22 protein-coding genes and 3 pseudogenes are annotated in these 24273 nt (G+C 72.8%); 5 read left to right on the forward strand and 20 right to left on the reverse strand.

Annotation, left to right across the window (positions count from 1 at the left end):
* The first annotated feature begins 185 nt into the window (after positions 1-185).
* A complete protein-coding gene (locus tag OG990_RS17915; protein WP_007458348.1) occupies positions 186-674 on the forward strand; it encodes a transcriptional regulator in 489 nt (162 codons plus the stop codon).
* A 62-nt stretch (positions 675-736) separates the two neighbouring features.
* Here OG990_RS17915 and nusB read toward each other — a convergent pair whose 3' ends face one another.
* The 5 genes from nusB to OG990_RS17940 form a co-directional block, all read right to left on the reverse strand.
* On the reverse strand, positions 737-1147 hold the full coding sequence (nusB, locus tag OG990_RS17920) for a transcription antitermination factor NusB (RefSeq protein WP_328426460.1): 411 nt from the start codon (positions 1145-1147) through the stop codon (positions 737-739).
* Positions 1148-1170: 23 nt separating this feature from the next.
* Entirely contained in the window at positions 1171-1728 is a 558-nt protein-coding gene (gene efp, locus OG990_RS17925; protein WP_210917934.1) for an elongation factor P, read from the reverse strand.
* A gap of 86 nt (positions 1729-1814) precedes the next feature.
* Positions 1815-2240, reverse strand: a complete 426-nt coding sequence (aroQ, locus tag OG990_RS17930) for a type II 3-dehydroquinate dehydratase (RefSeq protein ID WP_355605800.1) — start codon at positions 2238-2240, stop codon at positions 1815-1817.
* A 58-nt stretch (positions 2241-2298) separates the two neighbouring features.
* On the reverse strand, positions 2299-3378 hold the full coding sequence (gene aroB, locus OG990_RS17935; protein WP_406081584.1) for a 3-dehydroquinate synthase: 1080 nt from the start codon (positions 3376-3378) through the stop codon (positions 2299-2301).
* A gap of 10 nt (positions 3379-3388) precedes the next feature.
* On the reverse strand, positions 3389-4387 hold the full coding sequence (locus OG990_RS17940) for a YafY family protein (protein WP_328414076.1): 999 nt from the start codon (positions 4385-4387) through the stop codon (positions 3389-3391).
* An 80-nt stretch (positions 4388-4467) separates the two neighbouring features.
* On the opposite strand from OG990_RS17940, the gene OG990_RS17945 reads away from it, so the two are divergent.
* Positions 4468-5196: an alpha/beta hydrolase gene (locus tag OG990_RS17945; RefSeq protein ID WP_355605794.1), complete on the forward strand. Its 729-nt coding sequence runs from the start codon at positions 4468-4470 to the stop codon at positions 5194-5196.
* A gap of 167 nt (positions 5197-5363) precedes the next feature.
* Entirely contained in the window at positions 5364-6011 is a 648-nt protein-coding gene (locus OG990_RS17950; RefSeq protein WP_406081585.1) for a hypothetical protein, read from the forward strand.
* Between the two features lie 5 nt (positions 6012-6016).
* Here OG990_RS17950 and OG990_RS17955 read toward each other — a convergent pair whose 3' ends face one another.
* Together OG990_RS17955 and aroC are read right to left on the reverse strand one after the other, a co-directional pair.
* Positions 6017-6520, reverse strand: coding sequence for a shikimate kinase (locus OG990_RS17955; protein ID WP_406081586.1), 504 nt, complete (start codon positions 6518-6520; stop codon positions 6017-6019).
* A complete protein-coding gene (aroC, locus tag OG990_RS17960) occupies positions 6520-7698 on the reverse strand; it encodes a chorismate synthase (RefSeq protein WP_406081587.1) in 1179 nt (392 codons plus the stop codon). The genes OG990_RS17955 and aroC overlap by 1 nt, the downstream gene beginning before the upstream one ends.
* A 142-nt stretch (positions 7699-7840) precedes the next feature.
* Here aroC and OG990_RS17965 point away from each other — a divergent pair.
* Together OG990_RS17965 and OG990_RS17970 are read left to right on the forward strand one after the other, a co-directional pair.
* Positions 7841-8808, forward strand: a pseudogene (locus OG990_RS17965) (cation:proton antiporter).
* A 66-nt stretch (positions 8809-8874) separates the two neighbouring features.
* Positions 8875-9103 (forward strand): annotated as a pseudogene (locus OG990_RS17970) (IS3 family transposase); the annotation flags it as partial.
* 27 nt (positions 9104-9130) lie between these two features.
* Here OG990_RS17970 and OG990_RS17975 read toward each other — a convergent pair.
* The 13 genes and pseudogenes from OG990_RS17975 to OG990_RS18035 all read right to left on the reverse strand — a co-directional run.
* Positions 9131-9370 (reverse strand): annotated as a pseudogene (locus OG990_RS17975) (shikimate dehydrogenase); the annotation flags it as partial.
* Between the two features lie 64 nt (positions 9371-9434).
* Positions 9435-10091 (reverse strand): class I SAM-dependent methyltransferase, encoded by a 657-nt coding sequence (locus OG990_RS17980; RefSeq protein ID WP_406081589.1) that lies wholly within the window; start codon positions 10089-10091, stop codon positions 9435-9437.
* Positions 10092-10168: 77 nt separating this feature from the next.
* On the reverse strand, positions 10169-11086 hold the full coding sequence (locus OG990_RS17985; RefSeq protein WP_406081591.1) for a glycosyltransferase family 2 protein: 918 nt from the start codon (positions 11084-11086) through the stop codon (positions 10169-10171).
* Positions 11083-11730, reverse strand: a complete 648-nt coding sequence (locus tag OG990_RS17990; RefSeq protein WP_406081800.1) for a glycosyltransferase — start codon at positions 11728-11730, stop codon at positions 11083-11085. Before OG990_RS17990 ends, OG990_RS17985 begins: the two co-directional genes overlap by 4 nt.
* Before the next feature lie 56 nt (positions 11731-11786).
* Positions 11787-12266: a UDP-N-acetylglucosamine--LPS N-acetylglucosamine transferase gene (locus tag OG990_RS17995; RefSeq protein ID WP_386991728.1), complete on the reverse strand. Its 480-nt coding sequence runs from the start codon at positions 12264-12266 to the stop codon at positions 11787-11789.
* A gap of 220 nt (positions 12267-12486) precedes the next feature.
* Positions 12487-13746, reverse strand: coding sequence for a hypothetical protein (locus OG990_RS18000; protein ID WP_406081593.1), 1260 nt, complete (start codon positions 13744-13746; stop codon positions 12487-12489).
* The gene (locus OG990_RS18005; RefSeq protein ID WP_406081594.1) at positions 13743-14645 is read right to left on the reverse strand and encodes a sulfotransferase domain-containing protein; all 903 of its coding nucleotides are present in this window, start codon (positions 14643-14645) and stop codon (positions 13743-13745) included. Before OG990_RS18005 ends, OG990_RS18000 begins: the two co-directional genes overlap by 4 nt.
* A gap of 7 nt (positions 14646-14652) precedes the next feature.
* The gene (locus OG990_RS18010) at positions 14653-16296 is read right to left on the reverse strand and encodes a lipopolysaccharide biosynthesis protein (protein WP_406081595.1); all 1644 of its coding nucleotides are present in this window, start codon (positions 16294-16296) and stop codon (positions 14653-14655) included.
* On the reverse strand, positions 16293-17660 hold the full coding sequence (locus tag OG990_RS18015; RefSeq protein ID WP_406081596.1) for an O-antigen ligase family protein: 1368 nt from the start codon (positions 17658-17660) through the stop codon (positions 16293-16295). The genes OG990_RS18010 and OG990_RS18015 overlap by 4 nt, the downstream gene beginning before the upstream one ends.
* A gap of 2 nt (positions 17661-17662) precedes the next feature.
* Positions 17663-19267: a lipopolysaccharide biosynthesis protein gene (locus OG990_RS18020; RefSeq protein ID WP_406081597.1), complete on the reverse strand. Its 1605-nt coding sequence runs from the start codon at positions 19265-19267 to the stop codon at positions 17663-17665.
* 214 nt (positions 19268-19481) lie between these two features.
* Positions 19482-21410, reverse strand: coding sequence for a hypothetical protein (locus OG990_RS18025; protein ID WP_406081599.1), 1929 nt, complete (start codon positions 21408-21410; stop codon positions 19482-19484).
* A gap of 208 nt (positions 21411-21618) precedes the next feature.
* Entirely contained in the window at positions 21619-23325 is a 1707-nt protein-coding gene (locus tag OG990_RS18030; RefSeq protein ID WP_406081600.1) for a glycoside hydrolase family 26 protein, read from the reverse strand.
* 97 nt (positions 23326-23422) lie between these two features.
* Entirely contained in the window at positions 23423-24235 is an 813-nt protein-coding gene (locus OG990_RS18035; protein ID WP_406081801.1) for a shikimate dehydrogenase, read from the reverse strand.
* Between the last annotated feature and the right edge of the window lie 38 nt (positions 24236-24273).

Raw genomic sequence — 24273 nt, forward strand, 5'->3', positions numbered from 1 at the left:
CAGTGGTCACCGGGCCGATGGACGGCGGCCGCTGAGCATCGGATCAGGCCCGGCGAATGGGGATAACTCCCCCGGTGCTCCCCAACGGTAAGGTCACGACCACTTGACCAGGTGTCGCAATCCCCGTACCGTCACGCTCCGTAGCGATCGACGGGAGAACCCCGAGCAGCACTGGGAGTGTCCGAATGCCCTCTGAATACGCCAAGTCGCTGGGCGCCCGCCTGCGCTCCATCCGCCAGCAGCAGGGTCTCTCCCTGCAGGGCGTGGAAGAGAAGTCGAACGGGCGGTGGAAGGCCGTGGTGGTCGGCTCGTACGAGCGCGGCGACCGGGCCGTGACGGTGTCCCGCCTGGCCGAGCTGGCTGAGTTCTACCGCGTCCCCGTCTCGGAGCTGCTGCCCGACGGCAGTGGTGTCCGTCACGAGCCCACCAGCAAGATCGTCCTGGACCTGGAGCGGCTCTACGACGAGGCCTCCGAGGACCTGGCCTACGTCGCCCGCTACGCCCGCGCCATCCAGCAGCAGCGCGGCGACTACAACGGCCGGGTGCTCTCCATCCGCGCCGATGACCTGCGGGCGCTCGCGATCGTCTACGACGCCTCGCCGTCGGGTCTGATCGAGCGGCTCACCGAGCACGGTGTGCTGGTCGCCGACCCGCGGGCGTTCTTCGCGTCCTGAGCCGTCGATCCACGAGAAGGGCCCGTGCCATCCGGCACGGGCCCTTCTCGTGGTACGGGTGCTCAGCGGGTGGCGTACTCGGCGATTCGGCCGAGGATGCCGTTGAGGAAGCGCGGCGAGTCGTCGGTGGACATCTGCCGGGCCAGCTCGACGGCCTCGCTGATCGCCACCGCGTCGTCGATCTCGTCGACGTAGAGCAGCTCGTAGACCGCGATCCGGGCGAGGTTGCGGTCGACCACCGGCATCCGCTCCAGCGTCCAACCCTCGGCGTAGCTGGCGATCAGCTCGTCGATCCGGTTCAGGTGCTCGGCGACCCCCTCGATCAGGCCCACCGCGTAGCCCAGGTGCTCCGGCCGGGGCTGCTCGATCCGCTGCAGGTAGCCGGCGAGCACCTCGACCGGGGGCCGGTCCCGAAGGTCAGCCTCGTAGAGGACGTCCAGCGCCCGCTTGCGCGCCTTGCGACGCGCGGGCATCTGCTGCTTGGGACCCTCAGCCATCAGGAGCGGCCGAGGTAACGGCCGTCGCGCGTGTCGACCTTGATCTTCTCGCCTGTGGTGATGAAGAGCGGCACCTGCACGGTCGCGCCGGTCTCGACGGTGGCCGGCTTGTTGCCGCCGGTCGACCGGTCGCCCTGCAGACCCGGCTCGGTGTAGGTGACCTCCAGCACGACGCTGGTGGGCAGCTCGATGTAGAGCGGGACGCTCTCGTGCGTGGCGACGGTCGCCTCGGCCTCGGGGAGGAGGTAGTTGGCCGCCTCGCCGACGGTGCCCCCGGGAACGGTGATCTGGTCGAAGGTCTCCAGATCCATGAAGACGTAGTCCTCGCCGTCGGCGTACAGGTACTGCATCGTGCGCTTGTCCACGGTCGCGGTTTCGACCTTGGTGCCCGCGTTGAAGGTCTTGTCGACCACCTTCCCGGACAGCACGTTCTTCAGCGTGGTGCGCACGAACGCACCACCCTTACCGGGCTTGACGTGCTGGAACTCGACGACGGCCCAGAGCTCGCCGTCAAGGTTGAGTACCAGGCCGTTTTTGAGGTCGTTGGTGGAGGCCATTTCCTGCCTTGATCATCAATTGGCGGACAGACCCTACGAGTCTACTAGCTGCGTCGAATCGCCCGGCCCCCGCTCGGGACGGCCCCTCAGCGGGCGGCCAGATGGTGCAGGGCGAGGCGATAACCGTCAATGCCGAGCCCGCAGATCACCCCAGTGGCCACCGCGGACACCACCGAGTGGCGCCGGAAGTCCTCGCGGGCATGGATGTTGGAGATGTGCACCTCCACCAACGGCCCCCGCAGCATCGCGCAGGCGTCCCGCACCGCGTACGAGTAGTGCGACCAGGCGGCCGGGTTGAGCACCACCGCGGCGCCCTCGTCGGCGGCGGCGTGCAGCCAGCCGAGCAGCTCGTGCTCGGCGTCGGTCTGCCGGACCGTCACGTCGAGCCCCAACTCCTTGCCGGTGTGCTCGCAGAGCGCCACCAGGTCGGCGTAGCTGGCCGCGCCGTACACAGCAGGCTCGCGGGAGCCCAACCGGCGCAGGTTCGGCCCGTTGAGGACGTAGACCTTCACGCCGGGCCACCTTTCGTTCGCGACCGCGGGGCTCGCAAACCCGGCTCACTCCTCGCGCTCACGCGAGACCCACCTCCCGGTAGGCGGCCGCGAGCAACTCGTCGTCCGGACCCTCCAACATCGCCGGGCGGGCCAGCCCGTCCAGCACCACGAAGCGGAGCTGACTGCCCCGGGCCTTCTTGTCCACCCGCATCGCGGCCAGGAGCTGCGGCCAGGCGTCGGCCGGGTAGCTCACCGGCAGGCCGAGCGCGGCCAGGGCGCTCCGGTGCCGCTCGGCGGTCGGCGCGTCCAGCCGGCCGGCGAGCCGGGCCAGCGCGGCGGCGTACACCAGGCCGACGGCGACAGCGTGGCCGTGCCGCCAGCGGTAGCCCTCGACCCGCTCGATCGCGTGGGCCAGCGTGTGCCCGTAGTTGAGCACCTCCCGCAGGCCCGACTCACGCAGGTCGCCGGAGACCACGTCGGCCTTGACCCGGATCGCCCGCTCGATCAGCTCCCGGGCGACCGGCCCGCGCGGGTCGGTGGCCGCCGCCGGGTCACGCTCGACCAGGTCCAGAATCGCCGGGTCGGCGATGAAGCCGCACTTGATCACCTCGGCCAACCCGGCCGCCAGGTCGGTGGCGGGCAGGCTGTCCAGGGTGGCCAGGTCGGCCAGCACCCCGACGGGTGGGTGGAACGCGCCCACCAGGTTCTTGCCGGCGGCGGTGTTGATCCCGGTCTTGCCGCCCACCGCGGCGTCCACCATGCCCAGCAACGAGGTGGCCACCGGCACCCAGCGCACGCCGCGCAGCCAGCAGGCCGCGACGAAGCCGGCCAGGTCGGTCACCGCGCCGCCGCCGACCCCGACCACCGCGTCGGTACGGGTGAAACCGGCCGCACCGAGCCGGTCCCAGCACTCGGCGGCCACGTCGATCTGTTTGCCCGCCTCGGCGTCGGGCACCTCGATCGGCAGCGGCTCGACGCCGGCCGCGCGCAGCCGCTCGCCGATCGCGTCGGCCAGCGCCTTCAGCGGGGGCGCGTGCAGCACCGCCGCGCGGGTCGCGCCGGGCAGCAGCCCAGGCAGCGTGTCCAGCAGGTCTCGTCCGACCAGCACGTCGTACGGCCGCTCGCCGCCGACCGGGATCCGGGTCACCTCGTCCATCGCCGGCAGCCTAGTCCAGCGGAGGGCGCGGTGACGGCAGCTGCCCACCTGCTGGCCGGGCGGCCCAGTCGGCCAGCAGGCGGGCGTGCTCGGCCACCGCGGCGCGCAGCGCGTCCGGGTGCCGCACGGTGAACGGGCAGCCCAGCCCGGCGAGCAGCGCGGCCGCGCCGGGCAGGCTCTCCGCGCGGCCCCGAAGCAGCACCCCGTCGGTGGTGGCGGTCAGCTCGGCCACGCTGGGCGGGACGCGACGGCGGGCGGCGACCAGGTCGGTCTCCAGCAGCACCTCGATCTCGTGCGTGTACGGCACGCCGGCCAGCGACCGGGTCACCCGGGCCACCGGGTCGAAGCCGTCCGGCACGGTGAACGTCGCCGCGCCAGGCGTCACGGCGCCGATCCGGTCCAGCCGGAACGTGCGGATCTGCCCACGCCGGTGGTCGTGGCCGGTGACGTACCAGCGGCCGGCGTGGAAGACCAGCCCGTACGGGTCGAGCTCACGGTGCGACTGCTCACCCCGCCAGGAACGGTAGTCCAGCGCCACCCGCTGCCGGTGTCGGGCAGCCGCGGCCAGTGTGAGCAGGGTGCCCGATGTCGGCCCCCGCTGCGCCTCGGGGCGCCACAGGGTGAAGCCGAGGTGCTCCTGCACGGCGGCCAACCGGTCGGCGAGCGCCGCCGGCAGCACCCGCCGGATCTTCGCCAGCGCGGTGGCGGTGGCCGGCTGCTCGGTGCCCAGCCCGACCCGTTCGGCGACGACCAGGCCGAGCAGCACGGCCACCGCCTCGTCGTCGGTGAGCATCAGCGGCGGCAACTTGAACCCGGGGTGCAGCCGGTAGCCGCCGTGGCGGCCCCGGTCGGCGGTGACCGGGATGCCCATCTCGACCAGGGTGGCCGCGTACCGGCGCACGGTGCGCTCGTCCACGCCGAGCCGCCCGGCCAGCTCGGCGGCGGTCGCCCGGTGCCGCGTCTGCAGCAGTTCGAGCAGGGCCAGCACCCGAGCCGCAGGATGTGACACGGACCACTCCTCTAAACCGGGCGGATTCTGTCCGGTTGCAATCGTACGGTCGTGGCCACAACCGAGAGAAGGAGCGACAGATGGCGACGTTCGTGCTGGTACCGGGGTTCTGGTTGGGTGCCTGGGCATGGCGGGACGTGACCGGTGCGCTGCGCGCGCAGGGGCATGAGGTCTACCCGATGACGCTGACCGGGTTGGCCGAGCGGGCCCATCTCGCCGGGCCCGAGGTGAGCCTGGAGACGCACACCGTCGACATCGTCCGGTTGATCGAGGTCGAGGACCTGCGGGAGGTGCTGCTGGTCGGGCACTCCGGCGGTGGCATGCCGGTCGCTCAGGCGGCGGACCGCATCCCGGACCGGATCGCCCGGGTGGTCTACGTGGAGAGCGGGCCGCTGCCGGACGGCACGGCGCAGTTCGACACGGTGCCACCCGAGGAGCAGCAGGCGCTGCGGGACGCCATCGGTGCTGGTCACCTGCTGCCGCCGCCGGCCTGGGATCCGGCGGCCGATCCGGCCAACCTGGCCGGGCTGGACGAGCCGACGCTGGCCCTGCTGCGCGCCCGGGCCACTGGGCAGCCGCTGCGGGCGGCGACCGACCCGGTGCGGCGCACCGGTGGTCGCCCGGTGCCGACCGCGCTGGTCGCCAGCACCTTCCCGCTGGCGGTGGTGGAGCAGATGATCGGACAGGGGCACCCGTTCTTCACCGGGCTGGCCGGTGGTCAGCTGTTCGAGCTGCCCACCGGGCACTGGCCGATGCTCAGCGAGCCCAAGGCCCTGGCCGACGTGCTCGACGCCATCGCCCGCAGCTGAGGCAGTGCCTGCCACCGGCCCGCCACACCCGACCATGAGGGGCGAAATACGCCGGCCGGGGTGAAACGGCGGGCGGTGACAGGCCTGTGGGAGGGTGTGTCGGCGCGGTGGTCGCGTCCATGGTGATGCCCGGCGGACAGTTGCGGGGCAGGGGTGAGGAGTTGGGCATGTCGACGGTGAAATGGGCTACCGGCGCGGCGATGTTGACGTGCGCCGGGGCGCTGGTGGCCTGCCAGGCCGACCCGCCCGCAGACCCCGCCGCCTCCGCCGGGCCCTCCGCCTCGGCACCCGCGACGGCGACGGTGGCTGCACCGTCGCCGTCCACCCCGCCGCCGTCCACCTCGGCAGGTCCGACCGACGCCGTCCTGTCCGGTTCACGGGAGGTCGCCATCGTCCGGGTGCAGTCATTCGAGTCCGGGGTGTCGCTCTACGGCCAGCTCGTCGAGGCCGACGACGACAGCGGCCGCCAACGGTTCGTCCCGACGCCGATCGGTGGCGACAAATACCTGATCAAGGCGTACGGCCAGCCCAACAGCCATCCCGCCAACGATGAGCCGTCCTGCTGGCAGGTGCGCAACCCTCGCACCACAGAGTCACTGACCGTCGAGGGGGCGGTCTGCGACACCGCCAACCCGGGTCAGCAGTTCACGATCACCGCCAGCGGCAAGGGTGCGTACGCGATCAGCAACGAGTCGGCGTACCTGCAGCACTCCGCCACCAGCGGCCTGATCCTCGAAGAGCTGGGCGACGCCCCGCTGCGGAGCACCTTCCGGTTCGTCGACAACGGCCCCGCCCGCCGTCCGGCCGGCGGCTGACCGGGTCAGCGGGGCAGCAGCGCGGCGATCTCGGCGACGATGTCCTCCGGGGTCCGACCGTCGGTGCGCACCGTCGCGGTGGCCACCTCGGTGTAGAGCGGCCGGCGCTGATCCATCAGATGCTTGAGGGTGGCCCGCGGGTTGATCGCCAGCAGCGGCCGGCCGGCGCCGAGCCCGACCCGCTTCACCGCGTCGGGCAGCTCGACCGAGAGGTGCACCACCCGGTGCCCGACCAGGGCGGCCCGGGTCTCCTCGGCCAGCACCGCGCCGCCGCCGAGGGCGAGCACCCCCGGGCTGGCAGCCAGCGCCGCGGCCACCGCGGCCCGTTCGAGGGTACGGAAGTGCGCCTCACCCTCGTCGATGAAGATCTCCGGGATGGGCTTGCCGGCCATCCGCTCGATGTCGGTGTCGGTGTCGCGGAACTCCACGCCGAGGGCCGTGGCGAGCGCCTCCCCGACGGTGGTCTTGCCGGAGCCGGGCGCGCCGACCAGTACGACGACCGGCGCCATCAGCGGATGACCAGCGCGTCGAGGTAGCCGGCCACGTTGCGGCGGATCTCGGCCACCGAGTCCCCGCCGAACTTCTCGGTGGCCGCCTCCGCCAGCACCAGCGCGACCATCGCCTCGGCGACCACCGCCGCGGCGGGCACCGCGCAGACGTCCGAGCGCTGGTTGATCGCGGTGGCCGGCTCCCCGGTGGTGACGTCCACGGTGGCCAGCGCCCGGTTCAGCGACGAGATCGGCTTCATCGCGGCACGGACCCGCAGCGGCTCACCGGTGGTGATGCCACCCTCCAGGCCGCCGGCCCGGTCGGTGACCCGGCGGACGCCGGTCGCCGACGGGATGATCTCGTCGTGCGCCTCGGAGCCGCGGGACCGGGCCTGCTGCCAGCCGTCGCCGATCTCCACACCCTTGATCGCCTGGATCGACATCAGCGCGGTGGCCAGCCGGGCGTCGAGCTTGCGGTCCCACTGCACGTGGCTGCCCAGCCCCGGCGGCACCCCGTACGCCAGCACCTCGACCACGCCGCCGAGGGTGTCGGCGGCCTTCTTCGCGGCGTCCACCTCGGCGACCATCAGGGCGCTGGCCTCCGGGTCGAGGCAGCGCAGCGGGTCGGCGTCGATCCGGGCGGCGTCCTCCGGGCGCGGGCGCAGCCCTGGCTTCGCGGCCACCGGGCCCAACTCGACGACGTGCGAGACGATCTCGATGCCGAGCGCCTGCCGGATCAGCGCCTTGGCGACCGTGCCGACGGCCACCCGTGCGGCGGTCTCCCGAGCGCTGGCGCGCTCCAGGATCGGCCGGGCGTCGGTGTGGCCGTACTTCTGCATGCCGGCCAGGTCCGCGTGGCCCGGCCGGGGGCGGGTCAGCGGGGCGTTGCGGGCCTGCCGGGCCAGCTCGTCGGGGTCGACCGGGTCGGCGGCCATCACCGTGCGCCACTTCGGCCACTCGGAGTTGCCCACCCGGATCGCCACCGGGCTGCCCAGGGTGACGCCGTGCCGCAGGCCACCGAGCACCTCGACCTCGTCCCGCTCGAACGACATCCGGGCGCCACGGCCGTAGCCCAGCCGCCGGCGGGCCAGCTCGTCGGCGATCTCGGTGGTGCTCACCTCGATGCCGGCCGGCACCCCCTCCAGCAGCGCGACGAGGGCGGGACCGTGCGATTCACCTGCAGTCAACCAGCGCAACACAGCGGTCAGTCTGTCACGGCCTGCCACCGGCACTGTGCGCTGCCCGTCGCGTCCCGCCCTGCGGACGCCGCCGGCTTGACGGGAAACCCTAAGATCAGGTCGGTGCGCCGGGAAGTCTGGTCGGCAGTGACTTCGTCGAGCCCTGATTTCAGGAGTTCCGGTGCTGCTCTTCGCGTTCGCCGCCGTCCTGCTGCTGGCCGTCCTGCTCTCCAGCCTGGCCCACCGGACCATCCTCTCCACCGCGGTGCTCTTCCAGTTCGCCGGCTTCGTGCTGGGCCCGGAGACCACCGGGTTGCTGGAGGTCACCGCCCAAACGCCGATCGTGTCGACCCCGGCCGAGCTGGCCCTGTTCACCGTGCTCTTCACCGCCGGCATGCGGGTCGGCTGGGCGAACCTGCGGCTCGGCGGCCTTGCCGACTGCCCGGCCGGGCGCTGGGATGGGGCCTGCCGCTGACCCTGGTCATCACCGCGGTGCTGGCGCACTTCGTGGTGGGGTTGGACTGGCCGGAAGCACTGCTGCTCGGGGCGATCCTCTCCCCCACAGACCCGGTCTTCGCCGCCGGCCTGGTCGGCAACGACCGGCTGCGCCACCTGCTCAACGTCGAGGCCACCTTCGGCGAGCGGCAGCGGGAGAGCTTCGAACACTTCGGCGAGCTGATCGCCGGGCTGGGTCTTCGCGGTGCTCGCCATCGTGGTGGCCCGCCCGGCGGCACTGGCCGTGTCCTTCCTCGGCTCACACCTGAGCCGCACCGAGCAGTTCGCCGCCATGCGGATCGGCCCGGAGGGCTTCGCCTCGGTGGTCTACGGCCTGCTGGTGCTCCAGGCCGGCACCCCCGCTGGCGACGAGGCCTTCCACCTGGCCGCGTTGACCATTGTGCTGTCTATCTTCGCGCACTCCTCGACCGACACTGTGATCGCCCTAATCTTCAACCCGTCGCCCCCGCCTGGTACGAAAATGGCTGCGGTTATATGGCTCGGCTGTCGCCGGGCCGAACCGAAGGCCCAGGGCCGCGACCGCCGACGCCAGTCCAACCACAGCGTCGAGAAACACAGCGTGACGACGTAACGGGACTGCCAACCGCTCCGCGTCGGCCCAGCCGAATTCGCTGATGGCGCCGTCGAGCAGTTCAGGGTGTCCGAAACGTCGATGACCTGTGCGACTTCCACCGAATGCACACCGCCTCCTGCCGGGTCCTGGGCTTCAGCCCGCAGGCCTACTACGCGTGGCGTAGAGATTCGGCCTCACAGCGGGACTGGGACAACGTCCACCTGATCAACGCCGCGCTGGACATCCACCACGACGACCCGGCGTTCGGCTACCGGTTCATCGCCGACGAACTCGCCGCTCAGGGCATCCACCGCCGGCGCCAACCGGGTGGCCAGGCTCTGCTTCTGGGAAGACGTCGCGCGGGTGCGGGTGGGGAGGGCGGCCTCAGGCGGCGCGTGCCGCAGCCAGCGCGGCGGCCATCTCGGCCCGGGGCGCGGCGACCCCGGTGAACTGCTCGAACTGGCCGACCGCTTGGGCCAGCAGCAGATCCAGCCCGGAGACGAGCCGGCGACCGGCCGCCAGCGGCGTCGGCCACGGGTCGTAGAGCGCGTCGAAGAGCACCGCCTCCGGCCGCCAGGCCACCGTGCCGGCGAGCGGGTCGGCGACCCCCTTCGGCACCGTCGCCGCCGAGGGCGAGCACCCCCGGGCTGGCGGCCAGGCCGGCCCGCGCCAGGTGGCGGCGAAGCCGTTATGAACTCCGGTGCGCAATCAGCGACTTGGTAAGGCCCAGCAGTCGTTCGTTGCGAATGGTGGCATCCGGAAACAGGTGCCGCATCTCCGCCCGGCCGATCAGCTCCGTGGTGAGGACCTGCCGGATAGCTGCCTCGTACGACTTGCCCGGGGTGTATGCCAACGGCCACTTTCGCGCCACGACCACGCGCGCCGGCACCGGCAGGAACTGCATGCCGGGCGCCACCCAGTGCGGCTCGACCGGGAAGTACCGGTACGGCGTCTGCACCCAGTACGCGGGCGCCAGCTCGCGAATCGCCTCCGCCATGCGCCGGCGGCGTTCGTGCCCGCCCACATGCTCCAGCACGCTGTTGCTGAAGACGAGGTCGTACCGGCGGCTGAGGATGCTCTTGGGCAGCTCGCAGGCGTCGGCGTGGTCCGCCTCGGCCCACGCCGGCAACTCCGACGGCAGCGGCTCCAGGTTGACCACGTGGACGCGCGCCGGACGTACCGGCACCCCGGCCCAGCTCTCCACCCGCCCGCCAAGGTCGAGGACGCTCATCTCGGCGAGGTTGGGGAACGTGTCCGGCAGCCAGGCCGCGCGCCGCGCCCGGCGCTTCGCGCCGAGCGAGGTCGGCGAGTCGACCAGGCGGAACCTGAGCGAGTGAAGTGCCATGAGCCGGCATCCTTGTCTGCTGTGTCGGGGGAGGCGGTTCGCGAAGCGAACCGGTCGTGCGGTCGGTGGGCGCGAGCTCAGATGCCCCGGCCCCGCTTGTGCAGGGTGCGCAGGACAGCGTCGGCCCGGACCACCCGCCCGGCCACCGCGAGCGCGAGGTACGCGCGCGGCTCGCGCGGGTTGCGCCGGATGGTCCGCCGCGCCCAGCGCAGCGCGCCCTGCCGGTCCCCGGACGCGGCCCGGGCGAAGGCGATCTGCCCGGCAACGCGCGCCTCGCCGGCCGGCTGGGTGCCGAACTCCGGGTAGCGCTCCAGCAACCACTGCAACGCCTCGGAGATCGTGTCCCAGCGCTGCGCGAAGTACGACCGCTGGTGCCAGCGCACCAACACGTAGGGGGTGCGCAGGTTGACCAACGGGGCGCTGCGGGCGGCCCGGAGCAGGAACTCGTAGTCCTCTGCGTAGCTGCCCGGGATCTCCTCGTCGACCAGCCCGAACCCGTCCCGCAGGGCCGCGGCGCGGATCAGGAAGGTGGACGGATGCAGCTCGGTCATCCGGTCCCGGAGCAGGTCGGCCAGGGCGACCCGCTCCCTGTCGAGCACCCGGTCCACGGTGTGCCCGTCGTAACTGACCCGGATGCCGCAGCTGACAAACTCGGCCTCCGGCGCTGTGGCGAGCGCGGCGATCTGGGCGGAGAGCTTGCCCGGCAACCATTCGTCGTCGTCGTCGCAGAACGCGATCAGCTCACCCTCGGCGGCCAGGGTGCCCGAGTTGCGTGCCCCGGCCAGCCCCGGGGTTCGCCCGTTACGGATCACCCGGACGGCGCGGTCAGGCCGGGACAACTCGATCAGCGACCCGTCCGGGTCGGAGTGGTCCTGGACCACCACGACCTCGATGGCGCCGGGATGCTCCTGGTCGAGGATGGCCCGGACCGCGGCGCGGAGCAACTCCGGCCGATCCCGGGTCGGCACCACGACGCTGACCGTGGGTGCCGTCATCGGTCCCGCCCCTGGCCCCGGCCGGGCCGCTCCCACGGGCGCCACCACGCCCGGCGTCGCCCGGATGCGGAGGCGACCAGCCCGTCCACGATCTGCCCCACCCGGGCCACCGCCGCGTGCCGCGCGTCGTGCGCCTGCGGGTCGGAGGCGACCGCGAAACGGGTCGGGTCGGCCAGCCCGGCGTCCAGTGCGTCGCGCAGGGCCTGACGGGTCTCGCAGAGCGCGACCATGCCGGCCGCGCCGAGCCGGCGGGCGAAGAGCAGTTGGTGGTCGTCGACGTGCTCGCCGTGGGCCGGATCCCGTGGAACCACGATCGGCAGGTGACCGTGCCGGCGGGCCTCCAGGATGGTCGCCGGGCCGCCGTGGCAGACCACCAGGTCGACGTCGGCCATCGCGGCCTGCAACGCGTCGTGGCCGAGGAACGGCACCGCGCCGGGCAGCGCGGGAGCACGGGTGTGCCCGTGCTGGACGGTGAGCCCGACCTGGTCGGCGGCCTCGACATGCCACTCGTCCAGCCAGCTCACCAGCCGGTCGAACTGGTGCTTGTCGGTGCCGACGGCGACCAGCACTCGTAGCTGGGCGTCGTCGGCGCGATCCCGCTGGCGGGGCACCAGGGCCGAGTCCGGGTGGGCGGCGTGCGGCACCGCCCGGGGCGGGGCGGGCCGGGCGGCGGGCGCTGTGCCGGTGGTCGCCTCCCCGCTCACAGCAGCGTCCCCACGACGGTCGCCTCCGGGTACTGCCGACGTTGCTCATCCCACTGCACGAGCATCGCGGAGAGAAACGGTCGGCAGAGCCGGGCGGTCAACGTGGGGGTGTCGATCCGGTCGTACACCTCGATGTACACGGTCGGGACGTTGCGCAGCCGGGCCAGCACCACGAACGGAACGGCGACCCCGGCGCCGGTGGTGACCACCGCGGCGACCCGTCGGCGACTCAGCACCCGCCAGGCGAGCACCGCGTTACGCAGGAGGTTCGGCACGTTCCGGGTGGTCGGATGGTGTGCCGGCACCAGGTCCTCCCCGGCGAGCAGCGACACCGCCTCCGGCGTGTCGAAGGTGACCCAACATCGGGGCCAGGTCTCGTACCAGGACCGCAGTGCCAGCAGTTGGGCCAGGTGACCGCCGCTGGAACCAACCAGCAGCAGGACCGGGAGCCATCCGTCCTCAATGTTCGTGTCCACGCGACTCCCCACAAGTTCGCTTGGAATTTCGGTCGGCGCCAGGCAGAAGCCGATCACAGGCCGGCCGTTGTACAGGGCGACCGGATAATCGATCGATCTCCCGCCCGGGCCGTCCGGCGCGCCGGTCGCCCGATGGTTCATCGACCACCATCACGACAAGTGATTCTCCCGTCACGCTCAGCCAGTGGTCAACAGCCATCGGCGTGGCGATCCATCCGAATCAGCCCGTATCTCGTTTCTCGATGACGTCCAACAGGGCGGGGTGCAGCGCGGCGTTCCAGCCCGCTCCGCCGTCGGCCAGCCGCCAGGTCCGCAGCCACATCTCCAGCAGGTAGCCGTCGGCCACCAGACGGCGCTGGGCCGGCCCGAGCCCCATCTGGTCGCCGTACCGATCGAGCTGGGCGTCGATGGCGTCCGCAGCCGTGCCAGCCGGTTCCGCGCGCAGCACCACGGCCCGCTGGAACGCGTCGTGCGCCAGGTCGAAGCCGAGCGGGACGTGCGGCCCACTGTGCTCCCAGTCCCAGGCAACCAGCCGTCCGTCGTGCAGGCCGAGGTTCCACGGCACCCAGTCGCCGTGCCAGTGTCCGAACTCGACCGTGGTGCGCCCGTGCCGGCGTACCAGCCTTGCCACCGCGGCGACCGCCCGCGCACCGGACGGGGCCGCGCCCGCCGCCCGGGCCGCCTCGGCGGCCAACCGGGCGAGGAACGGTGAGCCGGCCAGCGGTCGGGGCGGGGCCGCCGGGCGGCCCCTGCGGGCGACCGCGAGCAGCGCGGCGATCCGCGGCCGGTCGGTGACCGGCACCCCCTGCACCCGCGACGGCAACGGCTCGACCACCGCCACCACCTGCCCCGCCCAGTCGAGCTGGGCCAGTAACCGGGGCGTCGCCGGGTGGTCGGGCACACCGGTCACCTCGGCCAACGCGCGCAGCGCGGCGGACTCGGCGGCGACCAGCGCCCGGGTGGCGTCGTTCCAACCGATCTTCGCGTACCCGCGGGGCCGGCCGTCGGCCGCGAAGAGCTGAAGTGTGGGCTTGTGGTTCGGGTCCGGTGGGCGCACCCCGCACGCCGCGTGCAGCGGAGCGCCGCCGAGGGCAACGGCGAGCCGCTCGGCCAGCAGCAGCTCGGCGGGCTCCTCGCCGGCCGGCACCGAGACGGTGAGGGTGGGAAAGCCCCGCTGTAACGCCCCGACCCGGGACAGGGTGCCGAGCGCGGCCCGCACGGCGCGCACCTTCGGCGGACGCAACGCGTTGTACGCCAGCAGCGACGCCGTGGTGGCCCGGGGCGCGCCGAGCGGCAGCAGGAACCGGGCCCGGGCCAGCGACGGAACCACCGCGTACCGGGCCAGCGCGCGGTGACCGGCCGGCGGTTCGCCGCCCACGGTCAGCGCGACCCGCTCGTTGCCGAAGACCGCCCGACTCACCCAACCCAGCCCGTCGGTCCGGGTGCGCGGGTCGGTGGACGCGGCGACCTCGACGGTCACGCCGCCCGCTCCGGCCAGTCGAGGTTCAGCCCGAGCCGCTGCCGCAGCGCGTCGTTGTACGGCCGGTAGTACGCGGTCAGCTCCGTGCGCAGCGCCGGCGCCAGCGGAGCGGACCGCCGGTCGTTGTAGACCTTGAAGTTGGGCAGGTTGTACGGGGGCAGCCCGAGGAAGTCCAGCGTCCGACGGTAGGTGAGGCGGGCGTCGCGGTAGAGGGCCTCGCTGGGCAGGAAGAGGATCCGCGCCCGGTCGAACCGGTCCAGCCACGGCTCCAGGTGCTCCAGGTAGCGCCCCCGGGCGCGGTAGGTGTACCAGTCGTAGGGCTCGCTGAAATACTCCGGCTCGGCAATCAGCCGCTCCCGCTCCCCCGCCGTCCGCTCCTCCTCGGCGGCCAGGGCGTCGGCGAAGTCCAGCGGCTCGATGCCGTGCGTCCGCCGTTCGTTCCAGTGCGAGTACGCCCGCTCGACCGGGTCCCGAAGCAGCACGATCAGCCGCACCGACGGCATCAGCGCGGCGACGCGTTGCGCGGCCAACGGGTGGAACATGTAGAGCGGGGCGGCCTCACCGACCCGTGCCGGCCCGCCGTGCCGGCTCTCCAGCGCCGCCCGCTGCCGCTCGGTCGGGAAGTGCGAGCGGTACCACGCCTCGCCCCGGTGCCAGTTCTCCTCGAAGTAGTGCGAGGCCTTGGTGTTCCAGGCCGGGAAGAGGCGCGGCACCAGCGGGTGCTGGATCAGGTAGTTCCACAGCGAGGTGGTGCCGCCCCGTTTGGTGCCGATGATGAGGAAGTCCGGCAGTGGCCGGCGGTCGCTGGTGCGCACCGCATAGTCGACCAGAGAGTCCTTCACCCGGTTGGTCACCTGGGTCGGCACGAGTTGCTTCACCCGGTCTCGGATGGACGACACGGAGGACCTACCTGCCCTTCATCGAGGCCGTGGCGGCACCGACGGCGGCCGGCTCTGCCCCCTCCCCGCCACGGAGCCGTTTCATGGTCACCCGGATGCGCCGTCGCACGCTGGGCACCGTCAACATGCCGACGCAACCGGCGGCCAGCACACCCAGCGCCGACACCAGACCGACAATCCCCCGACCGCCCGTGAGCACGCCGGCCAGAGCCGCGATCCCCACCCCGGCGACCACCCCGGCCGCCGCGCGCAGCAGCGCCGCGTCGACCAGAGGCTGGCCGACCACCGCGCGGGCGCAGCCGAAGGCGGTGAGGTTCTCGGTGGCGATGCCGGCCGCCCACGCGACAGCGGCACCGGTCACGCCGTGCTCCGGGATCAGCCACAGCCCGAGGGAGACGGTGACCAGCAGCCCGGCCACCGTCGCGGCCAGGTGCAGGCCACTGCGCCCGCCCATCAGCAGCAGGCTCTGCACGTTTCCCACGCCGGTGTTGACCAGCATGGCCAGGGCGAGCACGGTCATCGCGGCGGTGCCAGCGGTGAACTCCGGCCCGAAGAGCTGGAGGAACGCCAGCCCGAACACGGCCAGCAGCAGGTAGACCGGCCAGGACAGCACCAGCGCCCAGGTGGTCAGCTGCCGGTGCACCGCCGCCGCGGCGGCCCGCTCGCCGCGCCCGAGCAGCCGGGACAGTTGCGGCGACACCGCCACCCGCAGCCCCTGCATGGCGAGCTGCCCGGCCAGGATGTAGCGGCCGACCGCACCGAACACGCCGGCGTCGGCCTGCCCGGCGAGCACCGAGGTGAGCAGCACGCCCACCCACACGGCGCTGGCGTCGATCGCCGCGGAGGCGGCGCGGGGCAGGGCGAAACGCCAGAACGTCGACCAGTCGGCCCGCTCGGGACGCAGCGTCGCGCCCCGGCCGACGCCGAGTGGGCCGGCCACCAGCGTCAGGCAGACCAGGACAGCGAACGCCGCCGGGACCAGCCAGCCGGTCATGCCGACCAGCACACCTCCGCTGGCCACGGCGGCCGCGCCGACCAGCACCGGCCGGGCGACCGGCACCAGGACGGACTGCACACCGACGTACGCCCGAATCGGACGGACGCAGCGCAGCACGGCGAGCAGCAGCGTCATCGCCACCACCAGCGGCACCGCGGCGAAGCTGACCGCGATCAGGGCCGTACCGCCGGCGCCCGGCCCGTCCAGCAGGCGGGGTGCGAGCGCGTCCGCGGCGAACACCCCGGCGAGGCCGACGATGACGGCTGCCACCAGCGGCGGCAGGAGCGCCACCGGGAGCACGCGGGCGGCGTCGCCTCGCCCGCCGGCGCGCCGCCGGGGCAGCGTCCAGATCAGCCCGGTCTCCGCACCCAGCGTGCACACGGCGGCGGTGACGGTGACGACTCCGATCGCGGCGAAGAACGCGCCCGAGCCGACGGTGCCGTAGCCGCGGGTGATGACGACCGCCAGCAGGAAGCCGAACAGACCGTTGGTGGCGGCGCCGGCCAGCCCGGCGAGGCCGGTGCGGGCGCTGCGCCGGGCCTCGGTCGTACCGTCGGTCGACGGCTCGTCGGGGTCGGATCCGGCGACGGCCGCAGCCGGTCGCACGTCGTCGCCGGGACCGGAGTCGGCGGCCGGGCGGATGCTGGCGGTCATACCGGAACGGCCTTGAGGCTGCGCGTGGGGTGGGCCGGGTGAGCCCGCCCGGCCCCCGCCTCCCGCTCGATGAGCACCACCGTGAAGGCGACCGCGAAGAACGCGACGGCCAGGTTGGGGCTGGCCATGCCGTAGAACGGGAACTGCACCAGGCAGACCACCGGGACCACCGCGAGCCACTGCCCGGCCGCCGAGCGGGCCCGCTGGCAGATCACCACGGCGGCCACGAACCAGGCGAGGAAGAGCACCAGCGCGGGTATGCCGTGGCTGAACAACACCATCCACACTTGCCCCTGGGTGCCGACCGGCGCCTGGGCGGAGAGGGTGTCGGCGCTGACCGGCGCACCGTAGCCCAGCCACGGCGAGTCGCCGATGCGGCGGATCACCTCCGCGTACAGGGAGAACCGGTCGGTGTTGGTGTCGCTCGACTCGACGCGGTTGCCGATCAGCTCGGTCACCGGGATGAACAGCGTGGCGAGACCGCCGAGGACCAGCACGCCGACGACCGAGAGGCCCACCCGCATGTTCCCCCGCAGCGCCGCCCGGACGCCGAGCAACACGAGGCCCGCCCCGAGGCTGACGAACATCACCCGGTTGAGGGTGAGGAAGGCCGGCGCCAGCGACAGCGGCAGGGACGCCAGCAGCATCCAACGCAGCACGCCGCGCCGGCGCAGCATGGTGTACGCCACCACGCAGGGCAGCGTCATCGCGTACGCGCTGCCGTAGTTGTTGGTGTACGGAAAGGGCGCGGCGGGCCGGAAGACCGGGTCGAGCGACCGGGCGCTGTACTCCGTGGCGGTGACGTGGACCAGGTCCTGGATGTAGGAGTTGCCCGCGACGCCGCCGGGCAGGAGCACCTCCATCGGCGTGGTCAACGCGAACCGTGGCGCCAGCACGCCCAGCCAGCCCAGCGCGACGAGCCCGAGCCAGAACGCGCAGAGCGGCAGGAGCACCGCCGTCGGGTCGGCGCGTTCCCGGGCCAGGGCGTAGACGTAGACGCCGACCACCAGGGCGGTGACGTAGAAACCCAGACGCAGGGCGAACGTCGGCAGGGACCCGGCCGACGACAGTCGGGTGGCGCTGAGCACGACCAGGGCCAGGAAGAGCAGCCAGATCCCGGTCACCGGCGGCAGCGGCACCCGGCCCCGGACCAGCAGCAGCGCGAACAGCAACGCGCCGAACAGCGACCAGCCAAGGTAGAACGCACCTGCCACCCACCACAGCGGAACCAGGCCGAACATGAGCGCCAGGGGCCAGAGTGGCAGCATGGCGGGCCGGAACGGCGGGGCCGGAGCGGGTGGCTCGGGCGGCGGCGGGTCTTCCCCCGCCGGGTCATTGGTCGCCGGGGCGCGGGTGACGGCCACCGTCAGTCCGAGCCGCTGCGGGTGAGGACGAAGCCCAGCGGCGTGACGCCGGCGGCCCGGAGCCGGCCGACCAGCCGGCGCAGGTCGCTCTCCCGGGTCCGGTCGCGTTCGACCACCACAACGGCCGATCCCTGGCGAGCGATCGCGACACCACGCTCGTCGGACTCCGCCGGAGGGGCGTTGTACAGCACCAGCCCGTGGTCGGCACCCTGCCGCCAGCTGCCGAACCGGACGCTGCCGATGCCCACCGCGACGTCGCCGGCACCGCCGGTCCGGTTGATCTCCACACCGCGCGCGGAGGCGACCCGGGGCAGAGTCAGGGTGGCGTCAGCGTCGGGCGACGGGCGGGCGCCGGGCGGGTGCGGCGACGGCCGTCGGGCGGGTGCGGGCTCCGCGGCCGCACCGCCGTTGGCCGGCGTTCCCGCCGGGCGCGGCTTCGGCACGATCGACCGTGCCTGGTCTGCAACGACCGGCAGCCGGCCCCGGTCGGCGAGCACGGCGGCGCGCAGCTTCTCGACGCGTCCGCTGTCGTCGGCGAGGAACACCTCCCGACCGTCGGCGGCGAGTGCCACCGCGAGGCCGGCGGTGAGGATGCTCGGATCCTCCCGGGCTGCCAGCAGGGACACCCGGGCGGGCTGGCGGACCCGCTCGGCGATCGCCATGGCCACGTAGCGCACGTCGGCGTCGACCGCCCGGCGTCGACCGCGGAACCGCTGGCGCCGTACGGTGCCCAACAGCGGCAGGCCGGTGGCGGCGCGGCCGTCCGCCGCCGAGCGGATCCGGCGGTCCACCGTCTCCCAGGCGTACGCCAGCACCACTCCGATCAGCGCCCCGCCGAGCAGGCCGGCGAACAGGTAGAGCGGGCGGTCCCTGCCAGCGGACACGAGGGCCCGCTCGGCGGTCTGAGTGACCCAACCGGGGTTGACGTCGACCGCGGCGATCTCGGTACGCGCCGAGCTCAGCTGCGTGAGCTGGCTGTTGATCCCGGAAAGCTCGGCGACCGCGGCGTCGAGGGCACCCTCCCGGGCGGTACCGATTCGCCGTTGCAGCGCGGTCTGCTGCGCGGCGACCTTGCCGATGCTCTCGTCGTACGACCGCAGCATCTCCGTGCGCTGTTTCTCGTACATCGCGCGGCGCACGTCGAGATAGGCCTGGGCGGCGATGTTGACGCTCTGCACCGCCTGGTCCGCCGAGCGCGCGGTGTAGGAGAAGCGCAGGATCTGCCCACCGGTGGGCACCTCGACCGCGAGTGCGTTCCGCATGTCGCGTTGGTCCCGGCCGTTCGCGTCGGCGAGCCGCTGCACCACCTCGGTGCCGGTGGCGATGCCGCTCTCCACGTTCATGTTCACCGCCCGGTCGGCGGCCGCTCCGCTGGGGGTGAAGGCGTCGGTGACGACCGGGCGGACCGCCACCACCGCGCTCGCGGTCACCACCGGCGGCACCATCAGCACGTACCCGACCGCCGCGAGCAGCCCGACCGCCGCGACCGCCGCGACCAGGCGGATGCGGTGCAGCGGGACGCGGAGCAGGTCGGCTAGGGTGACGGTACGGGCAGGTCCGCCGCCGGAGGCGTCGACGGGCCAGCTACCGACAGGAGCGTCAGTCATGGAGCGTTCTTCACCGCCTGTTGTGGTGTGCGGCGACCACGACCGGCGGCAGGGTGCGTCCGCATCACCGTCGCGGCGAGGGCGGTAGGTCCACTGCCGACGACGGACGATCCCGGGTAACGCCCTCCCCCGTGTCGTGGTGCCGGCGACGGGGGCCCCGCCGCCGGCCCAACACGAGCAATCTAACGATGTTTCGTCACCAACGGTGAGACCGTCACTGCACAGAGAAAAAGGTCCGTGGCGTGGACCAGGTCAGCTCCGGGGTCGCCGGTGCGATCACCACCGCCGCCGTACCGTCGACCGCCGGTGCGGCTGTCGGGTCGAACGGCACGCTGCGCAGCGTGCCGTCGGTGCCGCCGTAGACGATGCGGCCGCCGACCCAGGCCATGCCGCGTACCGTCGACCAGGTCACCCCTGTGGTGGGCAGGGTGAACTCGGTGGCGCCGAGATAGTCGCCGTCGGTCTCGAAGTAGCGGTAGTAGAGGGCGTTCGCACCGGTGCGGGTGTAGTAGAGCCTGCCGTTGAGGAAGAACGCGCCGGTCATCGCCGCGGGGTTGGACCAGTCGTTGTAGCCGGACGACTCCCACGGCACCCCGATGGCGCCGCCGTTGAACATCGAGACGTCGAGCCGGCTGCCGGTGGGCATGCCGCCAACGACGTGCGACCAGTAGATCCGGTCACTCACCCGCCAGGTCGCCCCGGCGCCGGTGTAGTTCGGCTGGCTGACCGTGGTCGGGGTGCCGATGGCCGCACCGTCGAACGGCACCTTGGCGAGCTGCCCCTCCCCCGTACCCAGGTAGATGTTGCCGGTGGTCGCGGTCGGCGGGTTCTTCGGGGTGATGGTGCGCCCGCCGACCAGCGGGAACATGCCGAGCCGGCCGTGGTACTCGCCGCCCATGGCGTCGGAGTTTTGCCCGAAGTAGAGCCCGTCGCTGCCCCGCCAGAGCACCGGCACCTGGGAGCCCCACGTGCTGGTGCCGGCGGGCATCGAGCCGCTGGCTCGACGGCCGGGGTTCCAGTTGACCGGCATCCCGGTGGCCGGGGTCACCGCGGCGACACCGAGCCGGTCGACCGCACCCGCGCCCGCCGCGTCGCTCGCGTTGGGATTGTTGAGCCAGCGGAAGTGCCCGCCCAGGTAGATGACGTTGTCGGCCACCTCCACGGAGGTGATGGTGTCGTTGCCTGTGTAGTCGACCCAGGTGCCGAGCTGGCCGCTGCCCCGGTTCGCGGTCTCGAACCGGACCAGCGCGTCGCAGTACGCGGCCGGCCAGCCGCCTCCGCCGTTGGTGCCGACCACGAACCAACTGCCGTCGGCGCCGAACTTGACGTCCTGGACGTAGTGGACGAACGTCGCCGGCGCCGCGCACGGTGGCACGAACTTGTCGCTGCTCCAGTCCAGCACCGTCGGCGTGCCGGTCAGGTCGACAAGCGCCATCTGGTTGCGCGGCAGGTCGTTGACCAATGTGAAGTTGCCGCCGGCGACCAGGGTGCCGCCGTCCGGCGTGACGTCGATGGCCCAGGCGTACGAGCCGGTGCCGTGCCGCCCGACGGTGGCGTTGACGTTGAACGTGGGGTCGATCGCCCCGGTGGTGGCGTTGAGCCGGCCCAGGCCGGAGTGCGCCGCACCGTTGAGCCAGTTGAACGCGCCGGCCACGTAGAGCCAGTTGTCCTGCAGGACCATGTCCCGGATCATGCCGCCGTCCGACCGGCCGACCCAGGAGGCGTCGGTCGCCCCCGTGGCCGGGTCGAGCGCCACCAGGTTCTTCCGCGAGACCCCGTTGACGTTCTTGAAGGCGCCGCCGACGATCAGCGTCCCGCCCGGGCCGGCCATCAGGGAGTTGACCGCCCCGTCCAGCACCGGCAGGAAGCCGGTGGAGATCGTGCCGGTGCTCCGGTCGTACGCGAAGAGGTAGCGCTGGGTGACCCACGCGGAGCTGGCGGTCTGGCGGATCTGGGTGAAACTGCCGCCGACGTAGACCATGTTGCCGACCTGCGCGAATGCCCGGGTCTCACCGTCCCTGGCGTGGGGGATGGGGTCGGCTGGGTTCGTCGACACCACGGTCGCTGGCGCCGGGGTGGGCACCACGGCCGCGGAGGTGGCGGTCGGCACGGCCAGCACCGCGGCGACGGTGGTCAGGGCCACCGCTCCCGCCCAGATGCGGAGTCTTCCGGAAGGTGGCAGTTCGGGCACGCTGCGCCTCCAAGGTGGATGAGAACCCGCGTAGCGTGCCTCGCCAACCCTGGTGCCCGGCATCCGCCGATTGGCCGGTCGGTGTATCCGCTAGCTGACAGAGCGTCACGTCAGTCGGATGTCCGACTCCGATCAGCGCCTGTCACTCTCGGATCAGTCGTCAGCGGCTCCCCCCGGTGGGCTGCCGCAGGTAGCCGTCCTGCCCGGCCCGGGTGAACCCAGCCAGCGCCGACGGGTCGTGATTCATGGTCATGTTGCAGGTGGCCGAGCTGCTGGTCACGCCCGGCGAGTTGAAGTAGATGGCAGCCTTGACCTTCGGGTGCGCCTTCAGCGCCGCCGGGAACTCCTGGAACCAACGCTGCTTGGCGCCGGGGTCTGCGGAGTTGAAGTTGGTGCCGAACTCGGCGAGCATCCGCGGCTTGCTGGCGCCGATGCCGTGCTCGTCCAGCCAGCGGTAGAAGCCGCCCACAGTGGTGCTCGGGCTCTTCCACACCGTGCTGCCGGTGCAGACGTGGAAGTTGTACGGGTCGTAGGCCACCCAGTCGACGTAGCGGTCGCCGGGGTACAGGCCGGCGTACCGGGAGTAGTGCCCGGACCAGCCCATCATCGTCCAGACCCAGACCGCGTTGTCCGCACCGGCCTTGGCGAACCGCTCGTACACGTACCGCCAGGCCCGGACGAAGTCGACGTCGCTGCCCTTGGCCGGGTCGTCCTCCGGCTCATGGTCGAAGCCCATGAAGACCGGCACGCCGGCGGCACGGATCCGGCCGGCGACCGCGTCGATGGTCGCGTCGTACCGGCCACTGTAGACGTCGGCCCAGGTCAGAGTGGTGCCGGTGGAGAAGTTGCGGGACTCCCAGGCGAAGAACATCAGCCGGCCTTCGCGCATCTGCTGCTGCTCGTACGCGTCCGGGAAGGCGCCGTTGCTGCCGGCGTTGGAGAAGTCGTGGTAGCGGTGCACGATGTCGAACTTGCGCCCGACCTGCGCCTCAACGTCGGTGATCGCCTTGCCGTGGTTCCAGCCGCCGGCCGCGACGGTCGGCGAGTACATGCCCCACCAGGCTCCGCAGGAGGGAACTAGCTTGTCCGACACGGCGCCGCACTCGCCGGGCGGAACGGTGGGGCTCGCCGTCGGGGTCGGCGTCCGTGTCGGGGCGATGGTCGGTGACGGCTTCGGCGCGGCGGTGGTCGGCGACGCGCTCGGCGACGGCGGCGGTGCCGGACGGGTCGTCGTGATCGGCGACGGGCGGGCGCCGATGTCGTAGCTGATCAGCAGGCGCGGGCGCAGCTCCGGGTCGCGGTTCTCGGTCGACGCCCAGTAGATCCGGGTTTCCAGGCCGGCCTGGGCCAGTGAGACGGTCCAGGTGCCGTTGCCGGTGACCAGCTTGGAGACGTCCCACTCGTTGACGCCCTTGGTCACCCCGGTCGCCGTGGCCAGGGCGGCGCCCGCCGGCACCGGGGCCGGCCGCGCCTGGCGGGCACTCAACGGCGAGGCGTGCGCCGTCACCGTGGCGGGGAACTGCTGCCAGGCGTGCACCCGCAGCGTCGCCCGGACGTTGACCGCAGCGGCCGGCACGCTGGTCACCGCGAACTCGATGACCGCCTCCCGACCACCTCGCGGGTTGCCGTCGCAGCGCGCCGGGCAGGTCGCGAGGGTCGCCTTGGCGGCGTTGTCGCCGTCCTGCGTCACCGCGGTCGCGGTGGTGTCCGCCGCCGCCTGGATCGACAGGTCGTCGCTGGCCAGCAGCGGCATCATGGTCGCCACGATGCCGGCCACCACCGAACCACCGACCACGCCGATGGCGATCGCCTTGCGGCGGGGGCCGGGGCGGAACCGGCGGATGCGGTGCAGTCCGTGCCTGGTCAAGGAAAACTCCCTGTGTCTGCTGCGATTACGCTCAGCAGCGTATCGATGACCAGGCCATGCCGTGGGAGGACAGTTTGCCGTAAGCGCGTCTTAACCGTCAGCTAAGGAAGTCGCTCCTGGTCGCGCTCCGCAGGGCGGCCCGCATCGCCTCGACCGGGGCGACCACCCCGGTGAACTGCTCGAACTGGCCGACGGCCTGGGCCAGCAGCAGATCCAACCCGGACACCACCCGCAAGCCGGCCGCGAGGGCGGAGGTGGCCAGTGGCGTCGGCCACGGGTCGTAGAGCGCGTCGAAGAACACGCCTCCCGGCCGCCAGGTCACCGCCTCGGCCAGCGGATCGGCGACGCCTTTCGGCACGGTGGAGACGACCACGTCGGCGACCAGGTGCCGGGGGGCGTCGGCCCAGCCCGCGGCGGTCAGCGCGACGCCGAGCGCGCCCGCCACCGTCCGCAGTTCGTCGACCGCCTCGGCCCGACGCGCCACCACCGTCACCGAGGAGCAGGCCAGCCGCGCGGCGGCGGCGAGCGCGGCGCGGGCCGTTCCCCCTGCGCCGAGGACCGTCATGGCGGCACCGGCGCCCACTCCGGCGTCGGTGAGCACCCGCACCATGCCGCCGACGTCGGTGTTGTCCGCGTACCAGGAGCCGTCCGGGCGGCGTACCAGCGTGTTGGCCGCGCCGACGGCGACGGCGACCGGCGAGGCATCCGCGGCCACCTCCAGCGCCGCCTCCTTGCCCGGCATGGTCACCGACAGCCCGGCCCACTCCGGTCCCAGGCCGGCGACCAGGGCCGGCAGCTCCGACGCCGCGCACTCGATCCGGGTGTACGACCATCCGGTCAGCCCGGCGGCGGCGTACCCGGCGGTGTGGATCACCGGGGAGAGGGAGTGCGCGATCGGCTTGCCCAGCACCGCGGCCCTACGGGAGGACACGACCACCGCCGGACACC

This window comes from Micromonospora sp. NBC_00858 (assembly GCF_045207365.1).
GTDB lineage: Bacteria > Actinomycetota > Actinomycetes > Mycobacteriales > Micromonosporaceae > Micromonospora.